At 62.3% G+C, this 23,568-nt stretch carries 18 protein-coding genes and 1 pseudogene; 13 read left to right on the forward strand and 6 right to left on the reverse strand.

Annotated features, from left to right (window positions below):
• Positions 1-63: 63 nt before the first annotated feature.
• From GR198_RS28595 to GR198_RS28610, 4 genes are all read left to right on the forward strand, one after another.
• A complete protein-coding gene (locus GR198_RS28595) occupies positions 64-1,617 on the forward strand; it encodes a sugar ABC transporter ATP-binding protein (protein WP_164069892.1) in 1,554 nt (517 codons plus the stop codon).
• Between the two features lie 27 nt (positions 1,618-1,644).
• The gene (locus GR198_RS28600) at positions 1,645-2,619 is read left to right on the forward strand and encodes an ABC transporter permease (RefSeq protein ID WP_003545129.1); all 975 of its coding nucleotides are present in this window, start codon (positions 1,645-1,647) and stop codon (positions 2,617-2,619) included.
• A gap of 233 nt (positions 2,620-2,852) precedes the next feature.
• On the forward strand, positions 2,853-3,872 hold the full coding sequence (locus GR198_RS28605) for a zinc-binding alcohol dehydrogenase family protein (RefSeq protein ID WP_164055438.1): 1,020 nt from the start codon (positions 2,853-2,855) through the stop codon (positions 3,870-3,872).
• Between the two features lie 266 nt (positions 3,873-4,138).
• Positions 4,139-4,516, forward strand: coding sequence for a hypothetical protein (locus tag GR198_RS28610; protein ID WP_164055437.1), 378 nt, complete (start codon positions 4,139-4,141; stop codon positions 4,514-4,516).
• A 247-nt stretch (positions 4,517-4,763) separates the two neighbouring features.
• On the opposite strand, the gene GR198_RS28615 is transcribed toward GR198_RS28610, so the two are convergent.
• Positions 4,764-5,489 (reverse strand): copper homeostasis protein CutC, encoded by a 726-nt coding sequence (locus GR198_RS28615; RefSeq protein WP_164069893.1) that lies wholly within the window; start codon positions 5,487-5,489, stop codon positions 4,764-4,766.
• On the reverse strand, positions 5,486-6,733 hold the full coding sequence (locus GR198_RS28620; RefSeq protein ID WP_164026893.1) for a LysR family transcriptional regulator: 1,248 nt from the start codon (positions 6,731-6,733) through the stop codon (positions 5,486-5,488). Before GR198_RS28620 ends, GR198_RS28615 begins: the two co-directional genes overlap by 4 nt.
• Positions 6,734-7,155: 422 nt before the next feature.
• Here GR198_RS28620 and osmF point away from each other — a divergent pair, with 422 nt between their 5' ends.
• From osmF to GR198_RS28650, 6 genes are all read left to right on the forward strand, one after another.
• A complete protein-coding gene (gene osmF / locus GR198_RS28625) occupies positions 7,156-8,064 on the forward strand; it encodes a glycine betaine ABC transporter substrate-binding protein OsmF (RefSeq protein WP_003545119.1) in 909 nt (302 codons plus the stop codon).
• Positions 8,065-8,154: 90 nt separating this feature from the next.
• On the forward strand, positions 8,155-9,321 hold the full coding sequence (locus tag GR198_RS28630; protein WP_164069894.1) for an ABC transporter permease: 1,167 nt from the start codon (positions 8,155-8,157) through the stop codon (positions 9,319-9,321).
• Positions 9,318-10,262 carry an ABC transporter ATP-binding protein gene (locus GR198_RS28635; RefSeq protein WP_164026891.1) on the forward strand — a complete coding sequence of 315 codons (945 nt, stop codon included), beginning with the start codon at positions 9,318-9,320 and terminating at the stop codon, positions 10,260-10,262. Before GR198_RS28630 ends, GR198_RS28635 begins: the two co-directional genes overlap by 4 nt.
• The gene (locus tag GR198_RS28640; protein ID WP_164026890.1) at positions 10,259-11,008 is read left to right on the forward strand and encodes an ABC transporter permease; all 750 of its coding nucleotides are present in this window, start codon (positions 10,259-10,261) and stop codon (positions 11,006-11,008) included. Before GR198_RS28635 ends, GR198_RS28640 begins: the two co-directional genes overlap by 4 nt.
• A gap of 47 nt (positions 11,009-11,055) precedes the next feature.
• Entirely contained in the window at positions 11,056-11,451 is a 396-nt protein-coding gene (locus tag GR198_RS28645) for a VOC family protein (protein ID WP_164069895.1), read from the forward strand.
• Positions 11,452-11,530: 79 nt separating this feature from the next.
• Positions 11,531-13,987: a glycoside hydrolase family 2 protein gene (locus GR198_RS28650; protein WP_164069896.1), complete on the forward strand. Its 2,457-nt coding sequence runs from the start codon at positions 11,531-11,533 to the stop codon at positions 13,985-13,987.
• 136 nt (positions 13,988-14,123) lie between these two features.
• On the opposite strand, the pseudogene GR198_RS28655 reads toward GR198_RS28650, so the two are convergent.
• A pseudogene (locus GR198_RS28655) lies at positions 14,124-15,012 on the reverse strand (IS110 family transposase).
• A gap of 355 nt (positions 15,013-15,367) precedes the next feature.
• Positions 15,368-15,760 (reverse strand): PRC-barrel domain-containing protein, encoded by a 393-nt coding sequence (locus GR198_RS28660; RefSeq protein WP_011650296.1) that lies wholly within the window; start codon positions 15,758-15,760, stop codon positions 15,368-15,370.
• 248 nt (positions 15,761-16,008) lie between these two features.
• Here GR198_RS28660 and GR198_RS28665 point away from each other — a divergent pair, with 248 nt between their 5' ends.
• From GR198_RS28665 to otsA, 3 genes are all read left to right on the forward strand, one after another.
• Positions 16,009-17,709 carry a long-chain fatty acid--CoA ligase gene (locus GR198_RS28665; RefSeq protein WP_029873814.1) on the forward strand — a complete coding sequence of 567 codons (1,701 nt, stop codon included), beginning with the start codon at positions 16,009-16,011 and terminating at the stop codon, positions 17,707-17,709.
• A gap of 138 nt (positions 17,710-17,847) precedes the next feature.
• Positions 17,848-19,473 carry a glucose-6-phosphate isomerase gene (gene pgi / locus GR198_RS28670; protein ID WP_164069897.1) on the forward strand — a complete coding sequence of 542 codons (1,626 nt, stop codon included), beginning with the start codon at positions 17,848-17,850 and terminating at the stop codon, positions 19,471-19,473.
• Between the two features lie 551 nt (positions 19,474-20,024).
• On the forward strand, positions 20,025-21,431 hold the full coding sequence (otsA, locus tag GR198_RS28675) for an alpha,alpha-trehalose-phosphate synthase (UDP-forming) (protein ID WP_029873816.1): 1,407 nt from the start codon (positions 20,025-20,027) through the stop codon (positions 21,429-21,431).
• Between the two features lie 390 nt (positions 21,432-21,821).
• Here the strand turns inward: otsA and GR198_RS28680 are convergent, their stop codons facing one another.
• Positions 21,822-22,748 (reverse strand): carbohydrate kinase family protein, encoded by a 927-nt coding sequence (locus GR198_RS28680; protein WP_164069898.1) that lies wholly within the window; start codon positions 22,746-22,748, stop codon positions 21,822-21,824.
• Between the two features lie 61 nt (positions 22,749-22,809).
• The gene (locus GR198_RS28685) at positions 22,810-23,499 is read right to left on the reverse strand and encodes an orotate phosphoribosyltransferase (RefSeq protein WP_003556154.1); all 690 of its coding nucleotides are present in this window, start codon (positions 23,497-23,499) and stop codon (positions 22,810-22,812) included.
• Positions 23,500-23,568: the final 69 nt, after the last annotated feature.

The raw sequence follows: 23,568 nt of genomic DNA on the forward strand, positions 1-23,568 counted from the left end.
TTTTCTATCCATGGTATGGTCACCAGGGGTGGAGAGCAGAGGCGATACAAGGAGGAGAGGTCCATGATCGGACTGGAAGAGGTCAGTCATCGCCATGATGACAGTGCGACGCTGAAAGAAGCCAATCGAATTCCCGCCGGATCGCCTATCCTCGAACTCAAGGGCCTGCAGAAGAATTACGGTCATGTGCAGGCGCTGAAGCCAGCGACGCTGACCTTTCTTGCCGGCGAAATCCACGCCATCGTCGGCGAAAACGGCGCCGGCAAATCCACCCTCATCAAATTGCTGACCGGCGTCATCACCCGCACCGCCGGCGAAGTGCTGTGGTGCGGCCAGCCGGTGGGGCTGGCGACGCCGAACGAGACGATTGCGCGCGGCATCAACGCCGTGCACCAGGAAGTCGTGCTCTGCCGGCACCTGACGGTCGCCGCCAATCTCTTCCTCGGCGACGAGGTCAACCGCTTCGGCCTGATGCGCAAGAAGCAGATGGAGAAGATGGCGCAGGCCGTGCTCGACGATCTCGGCTTCGGCCTGCCGGCCGGTGCGCTGTTGAGCTCACTGACGATCGGCCAGCAGCAGTTGGTGGCGACGGCGCGCGCGGCGATGCGCGGCACGCAGTTCCTGATCTTCGACGAACCCACGGCCTATCTGACGCGCCAGGAATCGGCGCAGCTCTTCAAGCTGATCCGCCGGCTGCAGGGCGAAGGCGTCACCATCGTCTATATCAGCCACCGCATGGAGGAAGTGTTCGAGCTTGCCGACCGTGTCTCGGTGCTGCGCGACGGCACGCATGTCGGTACGCGCCTGATCGGCGAGACCAACGACGCCGAGCTGATCGCGCTGATGATCAACCGCTCGATCGAACAGATCTACCACAAGGAAGAGATTGCGATCGGCGAGACGATCCTCACGGTCAACGGCCTCTCCGGCCCGGGCTTCGAAGATGTGTCGCTGAGCGTCAAATCAGGACAGATCGTCGGCCTCTATGGCCTGATCGGCGCCGGGCGCAGCGAATTCGCGCTCGGGCTCTACGGCCGCCAGCCGACGACAGCAGGCGATGTCCAATGGATGGGCAAGCCTGTCGATATCCGCAACGAACGCACCGCCATGGAGCTCGGCATTGCGCTGGCGCCGGAAAGCCGGCGCGACCAGGGGCTTTGCCTCAACCTGCCGATCGGCCTCAACATCAACCTGCCGGTGTACGGGCGGCTGAGCCACGGGCCGGTGATCAACCACGCGCGCGAATCGGCCAATGCCGACCAGCAGATCCGCAATCTCAGCATCAAGACGCCGAGCCGGCGCGTTCCGGCCTCCAGCATGTCGGGTGGCAACCAGCAGAAGATCGTCATCGGCAAGTGGCTGAGCCACGGCGCCCGGCTTTTCATCTTCGACGAGCCGACCGTCGGCGTCGACGTCGGCACCAAGGCGGAAATCTACCGGCTGTTCGCCAAGCTTCTGAAGGAGGGCGCCGGCATCATCCTGATCTCCTCCTACCTGCCCGAGGTCTACGAACTGGCCGACCGGCTGCACGTCTTCCGCGCCGGCAAAATCGTCGCGAGCCATGATTACCACGCGGCGACGCATGAAGAAGTGCTCAGCGAAGCGATCGGCGTCTGAGCCAAAAGAATAAGAGGGAGAAAATTCATGACTGCCACCCCCACCGAAATCGTCGCGCCGCCGCCGCGCCGGAAAATGAACATCCTGTTCGGCCTGACGCTGATCGGCCTGCTGATCTTCCTCTGGATCGTGCTTGGCGTTGTCACTCCGAGCTTCTGGACGCCGCTCAATATCTCCAACCTGCTGCGTCAGGGTGCGATGACGGCGATCCTGGCGCTCGGCCAGACCTTCGTCATCATCACCGCCGGCATCGACCTTTCGGTCGGCGCCATCGTCGGCTTCTGCACCGTGATCATCGCCTGGCTGCTGCAGGCGGGCGTGCCGGTCTGGGGTGCGATCGCGCTGACGCTGCTCATGGGTGTGGCGATCGGCGCCTTCCATGGCTTCGGCATCGTGCATATGGGCCTGCCGCCGTTCATCATCACGCTGGCAACCCTGACATCGCTGCGCGGCATCGGCCTCTTGATCACCAACGGTTCGACGATCAACATCACCAATGAAGGCTTCAGCAATTTCGCCCGCGCCGATCTGCTCAGTATTCCGAGCCTGTTCTGGATGGTCATCCTGGTGGCGGTCCCATCCTTCATCTTCCTGCATCTGAGCCGCTGGGGCCGGTATCTCTTCGCGGTCGGTTCGAACGCCGAGGCGGCGCGCCTTTCCGGCGTCAACGTCAAGGGTATGATCTACCTCGCCTATATCCTGTCGGCCTCCTTCGCCGCCTTCGTCGGCGTGCTGCTTGCCTCGCGCATCGCCATCGGCAATGCGACGCAGGCCGACGGCTGGGAACTGCAGGCGATCGCCTCCTCCGTCATCGGCGGCACCAGCCTGTTCGGCGCGGTCGGCTCGGTGCATGGCCCGCTGATCGGCGCCTTCATTCTCGCCACCATCAACAACGGCGCGAACCTTCTGAACGTCAACTCCTTCTGGCAGCGCATCATCACCGGTCTGCTGATCATCGTGATCGTGTTCTTCGACCAGCTGCGCCGCCGCCGGAGCAATTGAGAGGCGAGCAAGAGATCGCCGGCCGGCCCCTCATCCGCCTGCCGGCACCTTCTCCCCGTTTTGACGGGGAGAAGGGGATATGCCGCAAACCTCTCCGTCCCCATTGACGTCGTGCAGGGCACGTCCCCTCGCCCCGTTTACGGGGAGAGGGTTAGGGTGAGGGGCAGCTATCCGCACGAACCGAACAGCAGTGGCACGACAGAGAGTAAAGAACCAGGAATGTGAGACCCGTCATGAAAGCAGTTCTTTGCCGGGAGCCCGGCGTGCTCGATATCGTCGAGCGTCCTTCACCTACGGCTCCCGCCGCCGGCTGGGTGCGGCTTGCCGTCAGCCATGTCGGCATTTGCGGCACCGACTACCACATCTTCGAGGGCAAACATCCCTTCCTCGAATATCCCAGGGTGATGGGGCACGAGATCTCGGCGACGGTGCTGGAAGCGGGCGACGGCGTCACTATCGCAGTCGGCACGCCCGTCATCGTCAATCCCTATCTCTCCTGCGGGCAATGTGTCGCCTGCCGTCAGGGCAAACCGAATTGCTGCACCAACATCAAGGTGCTCGGCGTCCATACGGATGGCGCCTTCTGCGAGGAGATTTCGGTTCCGGCCGAGAACCTCTATGCCGCCAAAGGTGTAAGCCTCGAAGCGGCGGCGACGACCGAGTTCCTGGCGATCGGCGCGCATGCGGTGCGCCGTTCGATGACCGGTGCCGGTGCACGGGCGCTCGTCATCGGCGCCGGGCCGATCGGGCTCGGGGCGGCGATCTTCTCGCGCATCGCAGGCCATGAGGTGACGCTGCTCGATACCAGCACCGAGCGGCTGCAGATGGCGTCGGAACGCTTCGGCTTCACCTCCGGCATCGTTGCCAACGAGCAAACAGCGGAGGCCGTGCGGGAAAAGACCGATGGCGACGGTTTCGACGTGGTCTTCGACGCGACGGGTTACGGCCCTTCGATGGAGAAGGCCTTCTCCTTCGTCGCCCATGGCGGCGCGCTGGTGCTGGTCAGCGTCGTCAAGGACGATATCCGCTTCTCCGACCCCGAATTCCACAAGCGCGAGATGATGGTGATCGGCAGCCGTAACGCCACCCGCGTCGATTTCGAGCATGTGGCGGATTCGATCGCCAAAGGGCTGGTGCCGGTGGACAAGCTCATCACCCACCGCACGACGCTTGCCGATGCGCCGCGCGATCTCGCGCGCTGGGCGCATGAGAAGAATGGGCTGATCAAGGCGGTGATCAGCGTCCGTGCTTAGGGCAATCCCGAGGTACGACGTCGTATCGCGATTGCCTTGAACGCTTCTGGCAAATCCCGCCGGGAGCCATTGACCCTTGGTCTTCCACGAGACGTTCTAATGGGTGCGCCCGGAAACAACGCGGTTCCGACTCGAACCTGTGCCCGCGATTTCGCGCAACATTTCTCAATCAAAAAGCACACAGTAGAAAACGGAAGTGTCCATAAGTGGGGCCCGCCGGATACTCGGCAGATGTTCATCAATTGAGTGATGGAAAGGGTCGGGCGATGAAAATGCGAATTGCTTCCTTGGCAATGGCTGCGGCGCTGACAATGCCACTTGTCGTGCCGGCTCGCGCGCAGGTGGTCATCCAGGAAGGCCAGGGATCGGATTTCTATGCCGATCCTGACGATAACCAGACGGAAACGGATTTTCTGCAGCGATGGAATCGCCACCACGACCAGCGAAGCGAATGGCGCTCGGGTCGGGACAATTTCGGGCCGGACGATGCCGTTCGCCTCCTCGAACGGCGCGGCTATCGCGTCAGAGATGTGAAGGACGTGGGTGAGCGATATCTGATCAGGGCATGGCGAGACGGGGACGATCTCCTCGTCAGCGTCTCGCGCAGGGGCGATATCATGGGCGTCGTCCACGACCGCGAGTGATGAGCGGTCTTTGCGGGGCTTGAGATCTGTTCAAGATCATGGCTGCCCCTCACCCTAACCCTCTCCCCGTTCTGACGGGGAGAGGGGACGTGCCCTGCGAGATATAGGGGGGACGGAGAGGTCCGCGGCCTGTCCCTTCTCCCCGCAGGCGGGGAGAAGGGACAGGCAGCCGGATGAGGGGCTGGTCTCGGCGACCTCCAAGGCCGAGGTGACCCGATAGCCGTCGCTTTGGCGCGTGCTACAAATCCTAACCCGTCGCCTCAATCGCCCTGCGCATCTGCCTGACGACGGCGACATCCGTCTTGTTCGTGCTTCTCGCCTCGAAGCCGAAGGCCACCGCGCGCGGATCGGCGCTTTCGACCGGCGAGCTGCAGGAACCGTGGACCTCGCGGGCGCCGGTCGCCTTCAATATCTCGCCGACATTTGCCGGGCGGATGCCGCTGCCGGGCATGATGGCGATCCGGCCGGCGGCCTTTGCCGAAATGCGCTTCAGCGTTTCGAGGCCGTCGGCCGCCTTCAGCGCGCAGCCTGATGTCAGGATGCGTTCGCAGCCGAGCTCGACCGCCTGTTCCAGCGCCTGGTCGGCATCGGGCACCAGATCGAAAGCGCGATGCAGCGTCGAGCCGAGGCCGGCCGCATGCGCCTTCAAACGGTGGATCAACGGCATGTCTAGCGTACCATCCGGCCGGTTGGCGCCGATGACGACGCCGGCAAGGCCTGATGTGCGCACGGCATCGATATCGATCATCATCGCCTCCTCGTCCGCCCCGTCGAAAATGAAGGGCCCGGCGTGAGGGCGGATCATCGCATAGACCGGAATGGAGGCCTTGGCAGCGATCCGCATCAGGCTCGGCAGCGGCGTCAGGCCGCCGAGCTCGAGCGCCGAGCAGAGCTCGATGCGCCCGGCGCCACCCTCGATCGCGGCGGCAAGGCCTTCGGCGCTGTCCACGCACACTTCGAGCAAGATCGTCACGCTGCAGTCTCCCTGGCTCCGGCGTCCGTCGGTCTTATGGTTCGCACGACGGCTTCCGACGTAATTCTCGCCGCCGCCTCGATGATGACAGTGCAGGCATCGGCGGCGGCTTTGCGATGGTTGAAGGCGACGTGATAGGACATCGGCAAATGCTCGTCGAGATCGACGATGCGCACCTTGTCGGCAATCGGCATGGCGCTGACGCGGCCGAGGAAGGAGACGTAACCATGATTGGCGACGAGGTCGACGATCACGGGCAGCGAATCCGCCGCGGTGATATCCTGGCCGCGCAGGCGCCGGTTGGGCGCGCGTTCGTAGCTGAAGGCCATGGCCGCATGACCGAGGCCGGTGCGCGGGCTCGGCATGCAGATCGGGTGGCCGGCAACGAGTTCGGCAACGCTGGTCTCGGTACTGTCAGGCGGCGCGATCACCACCATGTCGGTCTGCAGCAATTCGCGATGCCGGAAGTTTTCCAGCCCGAAGACCGAATCCAGGATCGCGACATCGATGCGGCCGTTCTTCAGCGCCTCGCGTAGATCGTCGGCGGTCATCGACACCAGCGAGATCGCATTGTTGTTGCGGCGCAGATTCCATTCCGAGACCAGCGATCCCAGGCAGCGCGCCACCCAGCTTTCCGATCCGGTCGGAATGATCGAGCCGATGCGCAGCGACCGGGCGGTGCGCCGATAGCGCTCGTCGGCCGACGATTTCAGATCGTTCCACGCCTGGCTGATCGCCATGAAAATCTGGTAGGCGCGCCTGCCCTCCTCCGTCAGCACCGAGCCCTGTGCCTGCCGCTCGAACAGGCGATGCTTGAGAAATTTCTCAAGATTGGCAAGCTGAAGCGAAAGCTGCGGCTGACCGAGGCGAAGTCGGCGGGCGGCCCGGTTGATGCTGCCCTGGTCGGCAACTTCGAGAAAACGCTCCATCGTGACGATCTTGACGGGAATGCGGGATGTCCAGGCCTCGTCGATCTCGGCGCTGGCGCCGTCGTGACCGACCCATTGGCCGAGCTCACCGATCGCAGCCATGATCGGCTCCAAGCCTTCCAGCACCCTGCCGCTCGCAATCAGGGTCGCGAGCTCCCCGGAGGCGCGTTCCGTCAGCTTCATCGCCAGTTCGGTCTCAAGATTATGAATTGCCGTCGAGACGGTGGAGGGCGACAGCTGGAAGCGCCGCGCGGTCTCGCGGACCGAACCGGAGGTCAGGACATGGCTGGCGATGAACAGGGCACCAAGATGCAAACGGCCACCTCCGGAAAGTGCTGGAAAAACCGGACGATATGATGTGTTCAGGAAAAAAGATATCCCTGCCTCCGGAGAGCCGGGCTATCGTTCGATCATAGAAAAATCCGGGCGGCGGGAATCCGCAACAGAGCCTGGGAATATCGTGGAAACACGCAAGGGGACAAAAACAAATCGCGCCGGCCTTGGAAAAGGGAATGCGTTTCCGCGCGCGGACGTGCATTCGCCGCCATAATCGTGCAGCGACCGCAAATACTGGAGGGGGCTTGCATCGATTTTTCGGGCATGAACGCTATTTCCATGACGCACGCAATTCCGGCATGATGGCGACTTGGTCGCCTTCGCCGGCGGATTTTTCTGCGCGCAAGCCTCCCGCCAAGGGCTTGAGCCTCATTCAACGGTGTTTAACAAGGGGATATTCCATGCTGAAGAAACTCGCACTTGCCGTTTCGCTCTCCGCCTTCGCGGTGGGTGCGGCCCATGCCGCCGACGTCGTCGTCTCGTCGAAGATCGACACGGAAGGCACGCTGCTCGGCAACGTCATTGCGCTCGCTCTCGAAGCGAACGGCATCAAGACGCAGGACCGCATCGCGCTTGGCGCGACACCGGTCGTGCGCAAGGCGATTACCGCAGGCGAAATCGACATCTATCCCGAATATACCGGCAATGCCGGCTTCTTCTTCAACAAGGCCGATGACGCCGCCTGGAAGAACATCGACCAGGGCTATGAGCTGGCGAAGAAGCTCGATTACGATGCCAACAAGATCGTCTGGCTGACGCCGTCGCCTGCCAACAACACCTGGGCGCTCGCCGTGCGCAGCGACGTCGCCGGCCCGAACAAGTTGAAGAGCCTCACCGACTTCGGCAAATGGGTTGCCGGCGGCGGTGCCGCCAAGCTTGCCGCCTCCGCCGAATTCGTCAATTCGGCCGGCGCGCTTCCCGCCTTCCAGACGACCTACGGCTTCCAGCTGAAGCCCGACCAGATGGTCGTTCTTTCCGGCGGCGACACGGCGGCTACAATCAAGGCGGCCGCCGACCAGACGAACGGCGTCAACACCGCCATGGTCTACGGCACCGACGGCGCCATCGAAGCGGCCGAACTCACCGTTCTCGAAGACGACAAGAACGTGCAGCAGGTCTATGCCCCGACGCCGATCATCCGCGAAGAGGTGTTGAAGGCCAATCCGAAGATCGAGGAAGTGCTCTCGCCGATCTTCAAGAGCCTGACCGCCGACGAGTTGCGCAAGCTCAACGCCAAGATCCAGGTCGACGGCGAGCCGGCAAAGTCGGTCGCCGAAGCCTATCTCAAGGAAAAAGGCTTCCTGAAGTAGTCATTGCCCGCTCCGCCCGATTACGGGCGGAGCTTTCTTTCCTGACAGGATTGGCTTTCCTGACAGGGTTGGCCAGACAGGGTTGATTTAATGGAAGAAACCTTAGCGGTCCGCAGGCTGGACCGGCTCGGCGTGGTTCTGGTGGCCGGCGGCATCGCGGCGACGGCACTGATGCCCTTCATCTACGTGAAGGCAAATCGCATCGCCGCCGGCAAGCCGATGCTGCTGATGCAGCTTCTTCCCCAGCCTTCCGTCATCATCCTGACCATCCTTCTCCTTCTCACCGCCTTCGCCACGCTGTTCCTACGCCATGCGATCGCGCGGCTTGCGATTGCGACACTCTGCCTTGCGGCGCTGATCGTTGCGATCGGCCTCGTCTCGACCGCGGCAACGCCGCCCGGCAGCACGGTGGCGCGCATGACGCCCGGCGGCGGCTTCTGGGTGCTGTTTGCGGTGATCGGCCTCGTCATATCCGATGCGCTGGTGAAGATCCGCCTTGCGCCCTGGATGCGGATCGCAGCCCTTGCAGCCTATACGGCGCTGCTCTTCATCTCGCTCTCCTCCGGCCTGCTCGACAGCCTTTCGATCATGAAGGAATTTTCGACGCGGGCTCCGCAGTTCGAGACGGAGGCGATCTCGCATCTGCTCTTGGCGTTCGGCTCGCTTGCGATCGCCATTATTCTCGGCCTGCCGCTCGGCATCCTCTGCTTCTGGGTACCGAGGCTACGCGCCATCGTGCTGCAGGGCCTCAGCCTCATCCAGACGATCCCGAGTCTGGCGCTCTTCGGCCTGTTGATGCTGCCGCTCGGTTACCTCGCCACCCATGTGCCGCTCGCCGCCGCAATCGGCATCCGCGGCATCGGCACGGCGCCTGCCTTGATCGCGCTGGTGCTCTATTCGCTGCTGCCGATCGTCGCCAACACCGTCGTCGGCCTGCAGGGCGTCGATCCCTCGGTGCGGGACGCCGCGGCCGGCATGGGGCTGACACGGTGGCAGATTCTTGTTGGAATCGACATGCCGCTCGCCTTTCCCGTCATCCTCACCGGCATCCGCATCGTGCTGGTGCAGGCGATCGGCATGGTGACGATCGCCGCACTGATCGGTGGTGGCGGCTTCGGTATCTTCATTTTCCAGGGGCTCGGCCAGACGGCCATGGACCTCGTCCTACTCGGCGCCGTGCCGACCGTCTTCTTCGCCTTCTCATCGGCCGTCATCCTCGATGCGGTCATCGAAAGCATCCGGGGATCTGCCGCATGACCATGATCGAGATCAGGAACGTCACCAAGCGCTACGGCACGGCTACCGTCGTCGACAACGTCTCGATGAGCGTCGAGAAGGGCGAGATCACCGTCATCGTCGGCACATCTGGCTCCGGCAAATCGACGCTGATGCGGATGATCAACCGGCTGGTGCCGATCACCGAGGGCGAAATCTTCGTCGGCGGCCAGAATGTGATGGACGTTCCAGTGACCGAGCTTCGTCGCAAGATCGGCTATGCGATCCAGGGGCACGGCCTCTTTCCGCACCGGACCGTGGCGCAGAATATCGCCACCGTGCCGCAGCTTCTGGATTGGGATTCCGCCCGCATCGCCAAGCGGGTCGAGGAACTGCTCGGGCTTTTTAACCTCGATCCGGCAACATTTGCCGACAAATATCCGCATCAGCTCTCCGGCGGCCAGCAGCAGCGCGTCGGCGTCGCCCGGGCGCTGGCGGCCGAACCGGAACTGCTGTTGATGGACGAACCCTTCGGCGCGCTCGATCCGGTCATCCGCGGCAAGGCGCAGGACGACCTCTTGGCGATCCAGAAGCAGTTCGGCACGACGGTCATCCTCGTCACCCACGACATGGACGAGGCCTTCCATCTCGGCAACCAGATCGCGGTGATGAGCGAGGGCAGATTGCTGCAATGCTCGACGCCGGAAAAGATCCTCACCGAACCCGCCGATCCCTTCGTGCAGCAATTGACCGGCACCTCCGACCGGGCGCTGAAGCTGATGTCGCTGCTGCCGCTGAAGGAAAGCATGGAGCCGGCCAAGAACGGTCTCGCCTATGCCCTGCCGCAATCGCTCAGCCTGCGTGATGCATTGGCCGAAATGATCTGGCAGGGGGTCGACGAGGCGGCGGTGCAGGATGCGCAAAAGGCGCCGGTGGGATCGATCTCGATGACGCGGCTGCTCGAACTGGGCCGCAAGGCATGAAGCTCGTCGTCGCCAATCTCTTCCGCCTGGCGGCGCTGGCTTTGCTGCTCATCCTGCTGTTCAGGACGGAGTGGCTTTCCTTCATGCTGGTGCCGCTGACCAGCAACAATGCGCCTGCCGTCTATACGCAGAACAGCCTTGCTTCGCTGGCCGCCGGCCATCTGCAGCTGGTGATCGGCTCGATCGTCTGCAGCGCCGTGCTCGCCGTTATCGGCGGCATCTTCGTGACGCGGGAAAGCGGGGCTGACTTCCTGCCGCTGTCGCGCGCCATCGCCAATGCCGGGCAGACCTTTCCGCCGGTCGCAGTGCTGGCGCTCGCCGTTCCCGCCACCGGCTTCGGCGCCATGCCGACGCTGATCGCGCTCTTTCTCTACGGCCTGCTGCCGATCTTCGAAAACACCGTCGCCGGGCTGAAGCAGGTTTCGCCGCAGGTGCTCGATGCCGCCGACGGCATGGGCATGAACGGCACGCAGCGGCTGTTTCGCGTCGAGCTGCCGCTTGCCCTGCCGCTGATCCTCGAGGGGCTGAAGGTCGCCACCGTGATCAATATCGGCACGGCGACGATCGGCTCGACGGTTGCGGCCAAGGGCCTCGGCGAGGTCATCATCGCCGGGCTGATCTCCGACAATACCGCCTTCATCCTGCAGGGCGGCCTGATCGTCGGCCTGATGGCGGTGCTGATCTATGATGCCATGGGCTTGGTCGAAGGAGTGATCACCCGAAGAATCGGCTTGCGCGCGGCGTAAGAGGACGGGTACCAAGGCTGCGGTGATCGGCACATTGGGAGGCAGACTTGGCGAAGATGATCCACTCCATGATCCGCGTTCTCGATGAGGCGCGCTCCGTCGAATTCTACGAGAGGGCATTCGGCCTTTCGGTCGCCGACCGCGTCGATTTCGAAACCTTCACGCTGATCTATATGAGCAATGCCGAGACCGGCTTCGAGCTGGAACTGACCGTCAACAAGGGCCGGACCGCGCCCTATGTCCTCGGCAATGCCTACGGCCATCTCGCCGTCTCGGTCGAAGAGGTGGCGGTCGAGCGCGAGCGGCTGTCAAAGCTCGGGCTCAAGCCCGGTGAACTGGTGGAGTTCAACCGCGACGGCAAGCTCTTTGGCCTGTTCTTCTTCATCAGCGATCCCGATGGCTACAAGATCGAGGTGCTGCAGCGCCACGGCCGGTTTCTCTGAGGCATCTGGCCGAACCACCGATACGTTCCAATCCACAGATAATCCCACAGCTTCAAGCGGCATGCATCAGGAGCCCGCCATGATCGAAAAGACTGCGCTCAATTCCGGCTGGACGCTCTCCTGCAACGATACAGCCAGGCCCGGTCTGCCGGCTGCAATACCCGCGACGGTGCCGGGCTGCGTGCATCTCGACCTTCTCGCCAACCGGCTGATCCCCGATCCCTATATCGACGTCAACGAAATCACCAATGACTGGATCGGCAAGACCGACTGGACCTATCGCTGCAGCTTCGAGGCGATACCTGACGATGCCAGGGTGCAGGAACTGGTCTTCGACGGGCTCGATACGATCGCGGTGATCACCCTCAACGGCGAAGAGATCGGCCGTACCTTCAACATGCACCGCAGCTATCGTTTCGATGTTTCCCGGCTTCTGAAGGCTGGCCAGAACGAACTCACGGTCACCTTCCGCTCCGCCTACGCCTATGGAGCGGAGATGGAAAAACATTACGGCTACCGTCCCAACAACTACCCGGGACCGGGCAATCTGATGCGCAAGATGGCCTGTAATTTCGGCTGGGACTGGGGGCCGACGCTGGTGACGGCAGGTCTCTGGAAGCCTGTACGGCTGGAAAGCTGGGACCGGGCGCGGCTTGCCGAGACACGGGTATCGGCAACACTTGCCGGCGGCGACGGCCTGGTGAAGGTCCATGCCCGGCTGGCGCGGCATGGAGATAAGACGCCGTTGAGGCTCGTTGCCGAAATCGGCGGCGTGACCAAGACGGTGGCGATTGGGCCGGACGAAGATGCGGTTTCCTTCGAGCTTGCCCTCCCCTCGCCGCAGCTCTGGTGGCCGCACCATCTTGGCGCGCAGCCGCTCTATCCAATGACGCTGAGGCTGATCGACGACGCCAGCGACGGTCTGCTCGACAGCTATCAGCGCGAACTCGGTTTTCGCTCGCTGCGGCTCGATACTTCGGCCGACGAACACGGCTCGGCCTTTACCTTCGTCATCAACGACGTGCCGCTCTTCATCTGCGGGGCGAACTGGATTCCGGACGATTGTTTTCCTCCGCGGGTGACGGCCGAGCGTTATGCCGCGCGGATCGAGGAGGCAAAGGCCGCCAATATTCATATGCTGCGCGTCTGGGGCGGCGGCATCTTCGAGGCCGACGAGTTCTATGAGGCCTGCGACCGCATGGGCATGCTGGTCTGGCAGGATTTCCTCTTTGCCTGCGCCGCCTATCCGGAGGAGGAGCCGCTCAGAAGCGAGGTCGAGGCGGAGGTGCGTGACAATGTCGTGCGGCTGATGCCGCATGCCTCGCTCGTCCTCTGGAACGGCAATAACGAGAACATCTGGGGCTTCGACGAATGGGGCTGGCGGCCGATCATCAAGGCGGGCGAAAGCTGGGGGCTCGGTTATTATCTCGACCTGCTGCCGAAACTCTGCGCCGAACTCGATCCGGACCGGCCCTATTATCCCGGCAGTCCCTATTCCGGCTCGATGGAGATCGAACCGAATGCCGACGGCCATGGCTGCAAACATATCTGGGACGTGTGGAACGATGTCGGCTACGAGGTCTACCGCAATTATATCCCGCGCTTCTGCTCCGAATTCGGCTGGCAGGCGCCGGCTGCCTGGGCGACGATCGAAGAAAGCGTGCATGACGCGCCGCTGACGCCGCAATCGAACGGCGTCTTCCACCATCAGAAGGCAACGGAGGGCAACGACAAGCTGATCCGCGGCCTCTCCGGCCATCTGCCGGAGCCTCGGACAATGGATGACTGGCATTTCGCCACCCAGCTCAACCAGGCGCGTGCCATCCGTTTCGGCGTCGAGCACATGCGCTCGCATCGCAATATCTGCAAGGGTGCGGTGGTCTGGCAGTTCAACGATTGCTGGCCGGTGACCTCCTGGGCCGCCCTCGATTCCGCCGGACGCCGCAAGCCGCTCTGGTATGCGCTGAAGGCGGCCTATGATCCGCGCCTGCTGACGATCCAGCCGCGCGGCGGCGGGCTTGCGGCGGTTGCGGTCAATGAACGGACGCTGTTCTGGCGGGCGAAGATCAGCGGCAAACGCCTGAAGCTTGACGGCACGGTGCTTGCCGAATTCGAATTCTGGCGGCTGCTCTGCGACCGTTTCGAAGCAAAGGAATTTCCGCTGCCCGAGGATATCGTCACCCCCGACTTACCGAAGGACGAGGTCATCGTCGTGCAGATGCTCGACAGGCGGGCCTTCCACTATTTCGTCGAGGATATCGAGCTTGCCCTGCCGGCGCCGCGGCTGACGGTCGATGTCGTCGGGATCGACGGCGGGTATGAGGTCAAGGTGACGGCGCAAAATTTCCTCAAGGATCTTTGCCTGATGGCCGATCGGCTGGATCCGCATGCCGTCGTCGACACGATGCTGGTGACGCTGCTGCCGGGCGAGAGCCATGTGTTTGCTGTGAAGACGGCAAGAGCGATTGAAACAGGTGACATCACTGTCGGCACCGTGCTGCGATCGGCCAATGATCTTGTTGTCGGTTCGCGCTAGTGGCTGCCCCTCACCCTAACCCTCTCCCCGTAAAAACGGGGAGAGGGGAGGTGCCCTGCGAGAGGCTGGCGAGGGACGGAGAGCTCGCGGCATGGTCTCTTCGCCCCGTTTACGGGGAGAGCGACTGTCTTGTTTGTCAAGCGGTTTGCCATGGTCGTCCGTCCCTGATGATGGCGTTGAGGATGGTGAGTAGCTTGCGCATGGTTGCGACGATGGCGACGATCTTGGGCTTGCCGGCCGCGACCAGCCGGTCGCGGAAGGCCTTGAGGTCGGGGTTGTATCGGCTGGCGACGAGGGCGGCCATGAATAGGACGGCGCGCACTTTGCCTCTGCCGCCACCGATGAAGCTCTTGCCTTTCCATTTTCCCGACTGCCGCGTCCATGGGGCAAGGCCAGCCAGCGATGCGATCTGGCGCCGGTCGAGGCTGCCGAGCTCCGGCAGTTCGGCCAGCAGCGTGCGCGCTGTCGTCGCTCCGACACCCGGCACCGAGGTCAACAGCGCCTCGCGCACCCGCCAGACCGGCGACTTGCGGATATGGCTGTCGAGATCGGCATCGAGGCTTTCGAGCTCGCGCCGCAAGGCTTTCAGCAAGCGCTTGATGCTTTTCTGCGCCTGCTTTGCCAGCGCCATGCGCAACCGGTTCTCCTCGGCCACGACCATCTGCACGATCTGGCGCCGGCGGGCCACAAGCTCGGAAAGCGCCTGTGTCTCGGCATCGCGCAACGGCCGGATCTCGGGCTTCGTCGCCAAAACGAAGGCGGCGATGACGGCGGCATCGATCGGATCGGTCTTGGCCCTGCGGCCGATCGCATGGGCATAGGCGCACTTGCGCCGGATTGACGACGAGCACCGTCAATCCCGCCGATGACAGTCCGGCAACCGCCAGCATCTCGAAGCCGCCGGTCGCTTCCAGCGCAATCGCATCAACACCGATGCCTTTGAGCCGCTCGACCAGTTCATCGATGCCGGCATGGTCGTTGCCGACGGCAAAGACCTCGCCTTGCGGCAGGATCGCAACATCCAGGCGCTCTTTCGAAACGTCGATCCCAACAACAATCTCCATCTGATCCCCATCCTTGCCTAATCGGGCTTTGCTTTCGCAAGCGGCCCTGGCGACTGTTCGGGTTCAATGGAACAGCGGATGGAGACCCACGCTCTCCCACGGGCTTGGTGTCCCAAAGGTGCATCGGTCTTCCATCCGCCACCGCAAGAGGCATTACAGCGCCAGGAGCGGATAAAGGGAAGTTACAAAGGTGGCGGCAGCCGGATGAGGGGCGCGAGTCGCGACGTCTGTCGCCAAACACTAAAGACGTCTGTCGCCAAACACTAAAAAGGCCCCGCATCCGCGGGGCCCTTCCAGCTCGGCCTATCGGACGACGTTACATCCAGTAGGGCGGCACGCCGTAGTAATCATAGACCCGGCGGCCATTGTCGTTGTACCAGGTGTCGTCATCGTCCGAATAGCTCGGGGCGCCTTCGATCTGCTCCTTGGTCAGGTCGATGCGATAGCCATCCAGCTGGGTGTCGTAGTTCAGCTTTTCCCAGGGAAGCGGATAGTGATCGTGACCGATGCCCAGGAAGCCGCCGAAACTCAGCACGGCATAGGCAACACGGCCGTCGAGCTTTCCGATGATCAGGCGTTCGATCGAGCCGATATGCTTACCATCGGCCCCATAGACACGGGTGCCTTCGACGCGGTCGCTGGCGATCAGCGAGTGGGTGCTCTTGACATTCGGGTCACGGCGGGTGGCGTCGGTATCCTGGTTCAACATTGTGCACCTCCTTTTTGGTGTTTCCTCATGATGAGTATGCAAGATCAACGTTATGGCAGACTCAAAGTTCCCATCCGTCCGACGATCGTGCGACGACCGAATGTTGACGTTTACGTCAAGGTTAGTATAGCTTCATTCGGCTTGAACCGTTCAGGCAATGGCATAAGCTGCCGACTGGAAGATGGAGGATCCTTCTGGTCGATTGCCGGCTCGGCGCTGGCGGTGGCAGCAAGGGAGAGAGGACAAAGATGAACAGCATTTCCGTCCATCCGAACGGAGCCAAGCCTGACAAACCCTGGCTTGCCGCCTATCCCGATATCGTTCCGGCAGAGATTCCGCCGCTGGAATATGCCTCGCTCGCCGAACTGCTCGAAAAATCCTGCGCCCGTTACGCCGACCGGACCGCCTTTTCCAGCATGGGAAAGGCGATGCGCTACCGCGAGCTGGAGAGCCAGACGCGCAAACTCGCCGCCTGGCTGCAAAGCACCGGCCTTCAGAAGGGCGACCGCGTCGCCGTGATGATGCCGAACGTGCTGCAGAACCCGATTGCCACCTATGCCATCCTGCGCGCCGGCCTTGTCGTCGTGAACGTCAACCCGCTCTATACGCCGCGCGAGCTCGAACATCAGTTGAAGGATTCCGGCGCCAAGGCGATCTTTGTGCTGGAAAATTTCGCACGCACGGTCGAGCAGGTTCTCAACAAGACGGACCTTCGCCACGTCGTCGTCACCTCGCTCGGGGAAATGCTGGGGCCGAAGGGGCTGATCGTCAATTTCGTCGTGCGCAAGGTGAAGAAGCTCGTTCCCTCCTGGTCGATCCCTCAGCACAAGAGCTTCGGCCAGGTGCTCCGTGAAGGTGCGGGAAAAAAGCTCCAGCCGGTGACGCTGACGGGCAGCGATATCGCCTTCCTGCAATATACCGGCGGCACGACGGGCGTTGCCAAGGGCGCGGTGCTGACGCATCAGAACCTGCTTGCCAACAAGGCGCAGCTGTCGCTCTGGCTTCGATCGGCCTTCGAGCGCAAGAAAGAGCCGGAGGTGCTGAATTTCCTCTGCGCCCTGCCGCTCTACCACATCTTCGCGCTGACGGTGAATTCGCTGATGGGCATGTCGCTCGGCGCCCACAATATCCTGATCGCCAATCCGCGCGACATTCCCGGTCTCGTCAAGGAATTCGAAAAGTCGAAGGTGCATATCTTCCCCGGCCTCAACACGCTGTTCAATGCGCTGATGAACAATGCCGATTTCGCCAAGCTCGACTTCTCCTCGCTGATCATGTCGCTCGGCGGTGGCATGGCCGTGCAGCGCCCGGTCGCCGACCGCTGGCTGAAGATGACGGGCACGGCGGTGACGGAAGGCTACGGCCTTTCCGAGACATCGCCCGTTGCCACCGCCAACCGCTTCGATTCGCCTGAGTTCACCGGCACGATCGGTCTGCCGCTTCCCTCCACCGAACTCGACATCCGCGACGAAGCTGGCAATTCGCTACCGCTCGGCGACGTCGGCGAGATCTGCATCCGCGGGCCGCAGGTGATGGCCGGCTACTGGCAGAAGCCGGAGGAGACGGCGCGGGTGATGACCGATGACGGCTATTTCCGCTCGGGCGACATGGGCTTCATGGACGACCGCGGCTATACCAAGATTGTCGACCGCAAGAAGGACATGATCCTGGTCTCCGGCTTCAACGTCTATCCGAACGAGATCGAGGAAGTCGCCGCCATGCATGCCGGCATCCTCGAGGCCGCGGCCATCGGCGTACCGGACGGACATTCGGGCGAGGCGGTAAAACTCTTCGTGGTCAGGAAGGATCCGAACCTGACGGAAGCCGAGGTGAAAGCCCATTGCATCGCCAACCTCACCAACTACAAACGCCCGCGCTTCATCGAATTCCGTACCGAGCTGCCGAAGTCGCCGGTCGGCAAGATCCTGCGCAAGGACCTGCGCGGCTGAATTTGACGATTGGATGAAATTGACGGCCATCCGCTTGCCGCGGGTGGCTTTTTTCCATTTCGGCAGGTGGCTGAACTTGATTTGCGGGTGAGAAAGCGAATAGTTTCCGCAACCTTTCCGCCTCCAAAGGAGCCTCCCATGAACGCCATCGTCGAACAGCTGAAAAGCACCGCTGATGCCACCAAGGCAACCGATATTCGTGCCGCCTTCGCCGCCGATTCGCAGCGCTTTTCGCGCTTTTCCGTCGCGCTTGACGACTTGCTGATGGATTTTTCCAAGACGGCGGTGAATGACGACATCCTCAAGCTGTTGGTGAAGCTCGCCGAAGAAGGCGGCGTCGAGACCAAGCGCGAGGAAATGTTCTCCGGCAAGGCGATCAACTTCACCGAGGATCGCGCCGTTCTGCACACCGCGCTGCGCAACCGTTCCAACACGCCGGTTCTGGTCGACGGCAAGGACGTCATGCCCGACGTCAATGCCGTGCTTGCCGCCATGGGCAAGTTTGCCGACGACGTCCGCTCCGGCACGCTGAAGGGCGCGACCGGCAAGGCGATCACCGACGTCATCAATATCGGCATCGGCGGCTCGGATCTCGGGCCGGTCATGGCGACGCTGGCGCTTGCCCCCTTCCATGATGGCCCGCGCGCGCATTTCGTCTCCAATATCGACGGCGCCCATATCGCCGATATCCTGAAGCTGGTGCAGCCGGAAACGACACTGTTCATTGTCGCCTCGAAGACCTTTACGACGGTGGAGACGATGACCAATGCGCAGACGGCGCGCAATTTCATCGCCAAGGCGCTCGGCGAAGCGGCCGTGCAGCACCATTTCGCCGCCGTCTCGACGGCGCTCGACAAGGTCGCCGCCTTCGGCATCGACAGCGCCCGCGTCTTCGGCTTCTGGGACTGGGTCGGCGGCCGCTACTCGATCTGGTCGGCGATCGGCCTGCCGCTGATGATCGCCGTCGGGCCGGAGAATTTCGGCAAGTTCCTCGACGGCGCCCATGCCGTCGACAATCATTTCCGTAAGGCGCCGATTACCGAAAACCTGCCGATGCTGCTCGGCCTGATCGGCTTCTACCATCGCAACGTGCTCGGTTATCCCACACGCGCCATCCTGCCCTATGACCAGCGCCTGTCGCGCTTCCCGGCCTATCTGCAGCAGCTCGACATGGAATCGAACGGCAAGGGCGTCACCATCGACGGCACGCCGGTCGAAGGCAATTCCGGCCCTGTTGTCTGGGGCGAGCCCGGCACCAACGGCCAGCACGCCTTCTACCAGCTCATCCATCAGGGCACGAGCATCATCCCGGCCGAGTTCATGATCGCCGCCAACGCCTTCGAGCCGGAGCTGCGGCATCAGCATCAGCTGCTGATCTCCAACGTTCTCGCCCAGTCGGAAGCGCTGATGAAGGGGCGCACCTTCGCAGAAGCCAAGAAGCAGCTGACCGACAAGGGCATGGACGACAAAAAGGCCGATTTCATCGCGCCCCACCGCGTCTTTACCGGCAACCGGCCGTCGATCACCTTCGTCTATGACAACCTGACGCCTTACGCGCTCGGCCGCCTGATCGCGCTTTACGAACACCGCGTCTTCGTCGAAGGCGTACTCTTCCGCATCAACTCCTTCGACCAGTGGGGCGTCGAGCTCGGCAAGGAACTGGCAACGGGCCTGCTGCCGGTCGTCGAAGGCAAGGAAAGTGCGGCATCGCATGATTCTTCGACGCAGGGCCTGGTTGCGGCATTGGCGAAGCTTGCGAAGTAACCGATCGAGATTGCCTCTCACCCTAACCCTCTCCCCGTTCTGACGGGGAGAGGGGACGTGCCCTGCGAAAGGCGAGTGAGGAACGGAGAGGGTCACGGCATATTCCCTTCTCCCCGTCTGAACGGGGAGAAGGTGCCGGCAGGCGGATGAGGGGCTGACGCTGGCTCCCGTCTCAAAGGCCGATCCCACGCGCCCAGTGCCGACTGCCGCCAACATCGTCATTGCCGCCGTAAATAATGAACTGATATCGGCGGGCTTGGTGCCTCCGCATGATGGGCTTCGTCATGCGAAACCGGATTGAACGTTCTTCTAATCAAAAATTGTAGAATGAATTCTTTCAATTCGTTGGAATCGCCCTAGATTCAAGCAAAATCTGTGCGGAAAATGCGCCGTTCGTTGTTCTTGTTGGCATCTGCACCGGACCGCTCGCGTCCGGGTCGGCTCTGTCGATGTCGGCGCCTTCACCGCATGGTCCCTGCCCAAGTTCAGGAGATGCCTCAAGACGCTCGTCACACAGCGTTTTCATGGCCCATCTTCAACAAAGGAAGCTCATGAGCCGTCTTGTCGTCGTTTCAAATCGTGTTCCCATGCCGGCCAAAGATGGGAGCGCCGCTGCCGGCGGTCTGGCCGTTGCGCTGCAGGCAGCCCTGCAGGAACGTGGCGGCATTTGGATGGGATGGTCGGGAGAATCGAGCGGGGACAGGGAACCTGGCCCGTTGTCGCAACTGCAGAAGGGCAACATCACCTATGCGCTGACCGATCTCACCGACACCGATGTCGAGGAGTATTATCGCGGTTTTGCAAACCGCGTTCTCTGGCCCATCTGCCATTACCGCCTGGACCTCGCCGAATATGGCCGGAAGGAAATGGCCGGCTATTTCCGCGTCAACCGCTTCTTCGCTCATAGGTTGGCGCCGATGATCGAGCCAGACGACATCATCTGGGTTCATGATTACCACCTCATCCCGCTGGCAGCCGAACTCCGCCAAATGGGGCTGAAAAACCGGATCGGCTTCTTCCTGCACATTCCCTGGCCGCCGGCCGACATTCTCGTCACGATGCCCGTCCATGAGGAAATCATGCGCGGGCTCTCGCATTACGATGTCGTCGGCTTCCAGACCGACTACGACCTCCAGAACTTTGCCGGGTATCTCAGAAGGGAAGGAATTGGCGACGACCTCGGAAATGGATTGTTCGATTCCCATGGGCGGATATTCAAGGCCGGCGCCTATCCGATCGGGATCGAAACTGCTGCCTTCGCCGAATTCGCCGAGAGAGCCGCAAACAATATCATGGTACAGAAGACCCGGCGCAGCGTTGAAGGCCGGGACATGATCATCGGGGTCGACCGCCTCGATTATTCGAAGGGCATCATTCAGCGGCTGGAAGCGTTCGAAACCTTCCTCACCAGCAATCCTGCCTACCAGAACAAGGTCACCTATCTGCAGGTCACGCCGAAATCGCGATCGGAAGTTCCCGAATACGAGCATATGCAGAAGATGGTTGCCGAACAGGCCGGCCGCGTGAACGGCGCCATCGGGACGGTCGACTGGGTGCCGATCCGCTATGTCAACCGATCGATCAGCCGCAACGTGCTCGCAGGCATCTACCGGCTGGCGACGATCGGGCTGGTCACGCCGTTGCGCGACGGCATGAACCTCGTCGCCAAGGAATATGTCGCCGCCCAGGACCCGGATCGGCCGGGCGTATTGGTGTTATCGCGCTTCGCCGGCGCGGCTCGCGAGTTGAAGGGCGCACTGCTGGTCAATCCTTACGATGTCGAAGGTACTGCCAATGCCATCGCCAAGGGCCTTTCCATGTCGCTGGAGGAGCGCCGCGACCGCTGGAGCATGATGATGGAGCATCTGCTAACCCACGACGTCTCGCTTTGGTGCGAAAACTTCTTGGGGGATCTCGTGCTTGCTCCCGAGCTTCGCCCGGAGCGCGACCCCGGATAGTCTCCTGATCGATCGGCATCGACCCGTCCTCGCGCATCTGACCCTTCGGGCCGACCCGTCCTTCGGATCCCCTGGGGGGGAAAAGGGAATCGAGACGTTACCGCGTATCTCTTCTCCCCTCGGGGAGAAGGTGCCGGCAGGCGGATGAGGGGGCCGCACGGCACGCCCTCTCATCTAAAACCCATCCCGAAATGCCGTGCCCCAACGCCCTGAACAAGGTCGAGACGATTCCAGCGCGGCCGAACCCCGTAGGAGCGACGTTAAGACCGGCTTCGCCGGCCCCCTCATCCGCCCTAAGGGCACCTTTGCCAGGGTTGAGCCACCGGTCTCAACCCGTCCTTCGGACCCCCGCTGGGGAGAAGAGGGAATCGAGAGGTCGCGGCTTAAGCCTTAAAGGCCGATCTCATGTGCCCAGGGCGGATTGGCGCCGGCGCGGGAGACGGTGACAGCGGCGGCTTTGGCGCCGAGGGTCAGGGCGTTGCGCAGCGCCTTTTCGTCCAGCGAAGCGACCTGCGCCTTGGTCAGCAGATTATCCATCTTCAGCGACGCCAGGATGCCGGCATCGAAGGTATCGCCGGCGCCGACTGTGTCGACGACGGTGACGCGTTCGCTCGGCACCGTCACCTTGCGCTCCTTGGTATAACCGGACGCGCCTTCCGCGCCCTTGGTGATGACGACGAGCTTGGCGCCGTGGTTCAGCCAGTGGGCGGCGAGCGCATCATGGTCGCCCTGCAGGCCGAACCATTCGAGATCCTCGTCGGAGAATTTGACGATGTCGGATTTCGCGGCCATGCGCTTGATGCGGGCCATATGCGACGGCTTGTCCTTGATGAAACCGGGACGGATATTCGGATCGAGCGAGATGACGCGGCGAGCGGCTTCGCGGTCGAGCAGGGCTTCATAGGTTTCGCCGCAGGGGCTGGGGATCAGGCTGATCGCGCCGAAGTGCAGTGCTTCACAATCGTCGCCCAGATCCGGCAGGTCGGCCGTGGTGATCATCCGGCCGGCCGTGCCCTCGTCGTAGAAGGCATAGGTCGCCTGGCCGTTCACCAGCTTGACGAAGGCGATGGTCGAGGGACGCGGCGTGATGGCGCATGGGCTGTAATCGACATTGCTCGCCTTCAGCGTCTCCAGCAGGATTTCGCCCATCATGTCATCGGCAATGCCGGTGAAGAAGGCGGTGGGGATGCCGAGGCGACCGAGCGCGATTGCGGTGTTGAAGATCGCGCCGCCGGCATAGGGCGCAAAGCCCTTTTCGCCCAGCGTCGTGTCCCTCGGCAGCATGTCGATCAAGGCTTCGCCGCAGCACAAAATCATCGTATTCCTCCAACAGCACTTATGTGTGCATCAACCGATTAAGCGAGCTTTTGTCAACTAGCTAGAGCGAAAGCTCACTCACCCCGCCATTCCTTCCCGACCAGGCGAGCGGCGCATCGAGGAAGGCCTCGACTTCCGACAGCGTCTTGTCGTCGAAGAGCTTCTGCTCCCTGGCAACGGCCAGAACATTACGCCAGGTGGCGATGTGATGCAGCCTGACCTTGCCATCGGCAAAGCGCTGTTCGCCGAAGATGCCATAGAAGAACAGCGCGATGCCGTGATCGACGATACCGCCGGCGGCACGGACGGCATCGATGAACTTGAACATGCTGCCGCCTGCTGTCGTCAGGTCTTCGATAACAAGCACGCGCGACCCTTCCGGCATGTTGCCTTCGATCTGGGCATTGCGACCGTGGCCCTTCGGCTGCTTGCGGACATAGATCATCGGCAGGCCGAGACGATCGGCCAGCAGGGCGGCGAAGGGGATGCCGGCGGTCTCGCCACCGGCGATGCAATCGAACTGCTCGAAGCCGGCATCGCGCAGCAGGGTGCTGGCGGCGAAATCCATCACCGTCGAGCGGATGCGTGGGAAGGAGAGCAGCTTGCGGCAATCGATATAAACAGGGCTCGCCATGCCGGAGGAGAGTTTGTAGGGCTGGGCGGCATTGAAATGCACCGCCTTGATTTCCCAGAGCATCTTGGCCAGCAATTCAGCCATCACGGCGCGGTCGGGAAATGTGGTCTGGATCATGCGGCTCTCCTTCGGCTTGGATCCTTGCGGGAATAGCAGCAAGAGCCCGCCGTTTCCAGACGAAAGGCG

The sequence above is a fragment of the Rhizobium leguminosarum genome, from assembly GCF_010668065.1.
In the GTDB taxonomy this organism is placed as follows: domain Bacteria; phylum Pseudomonadota; class Alphaproteobacteria; order Rhizobiales; family Rhizobiaceae; genus Rhizobium; species Rhizobium leguminosarum_S.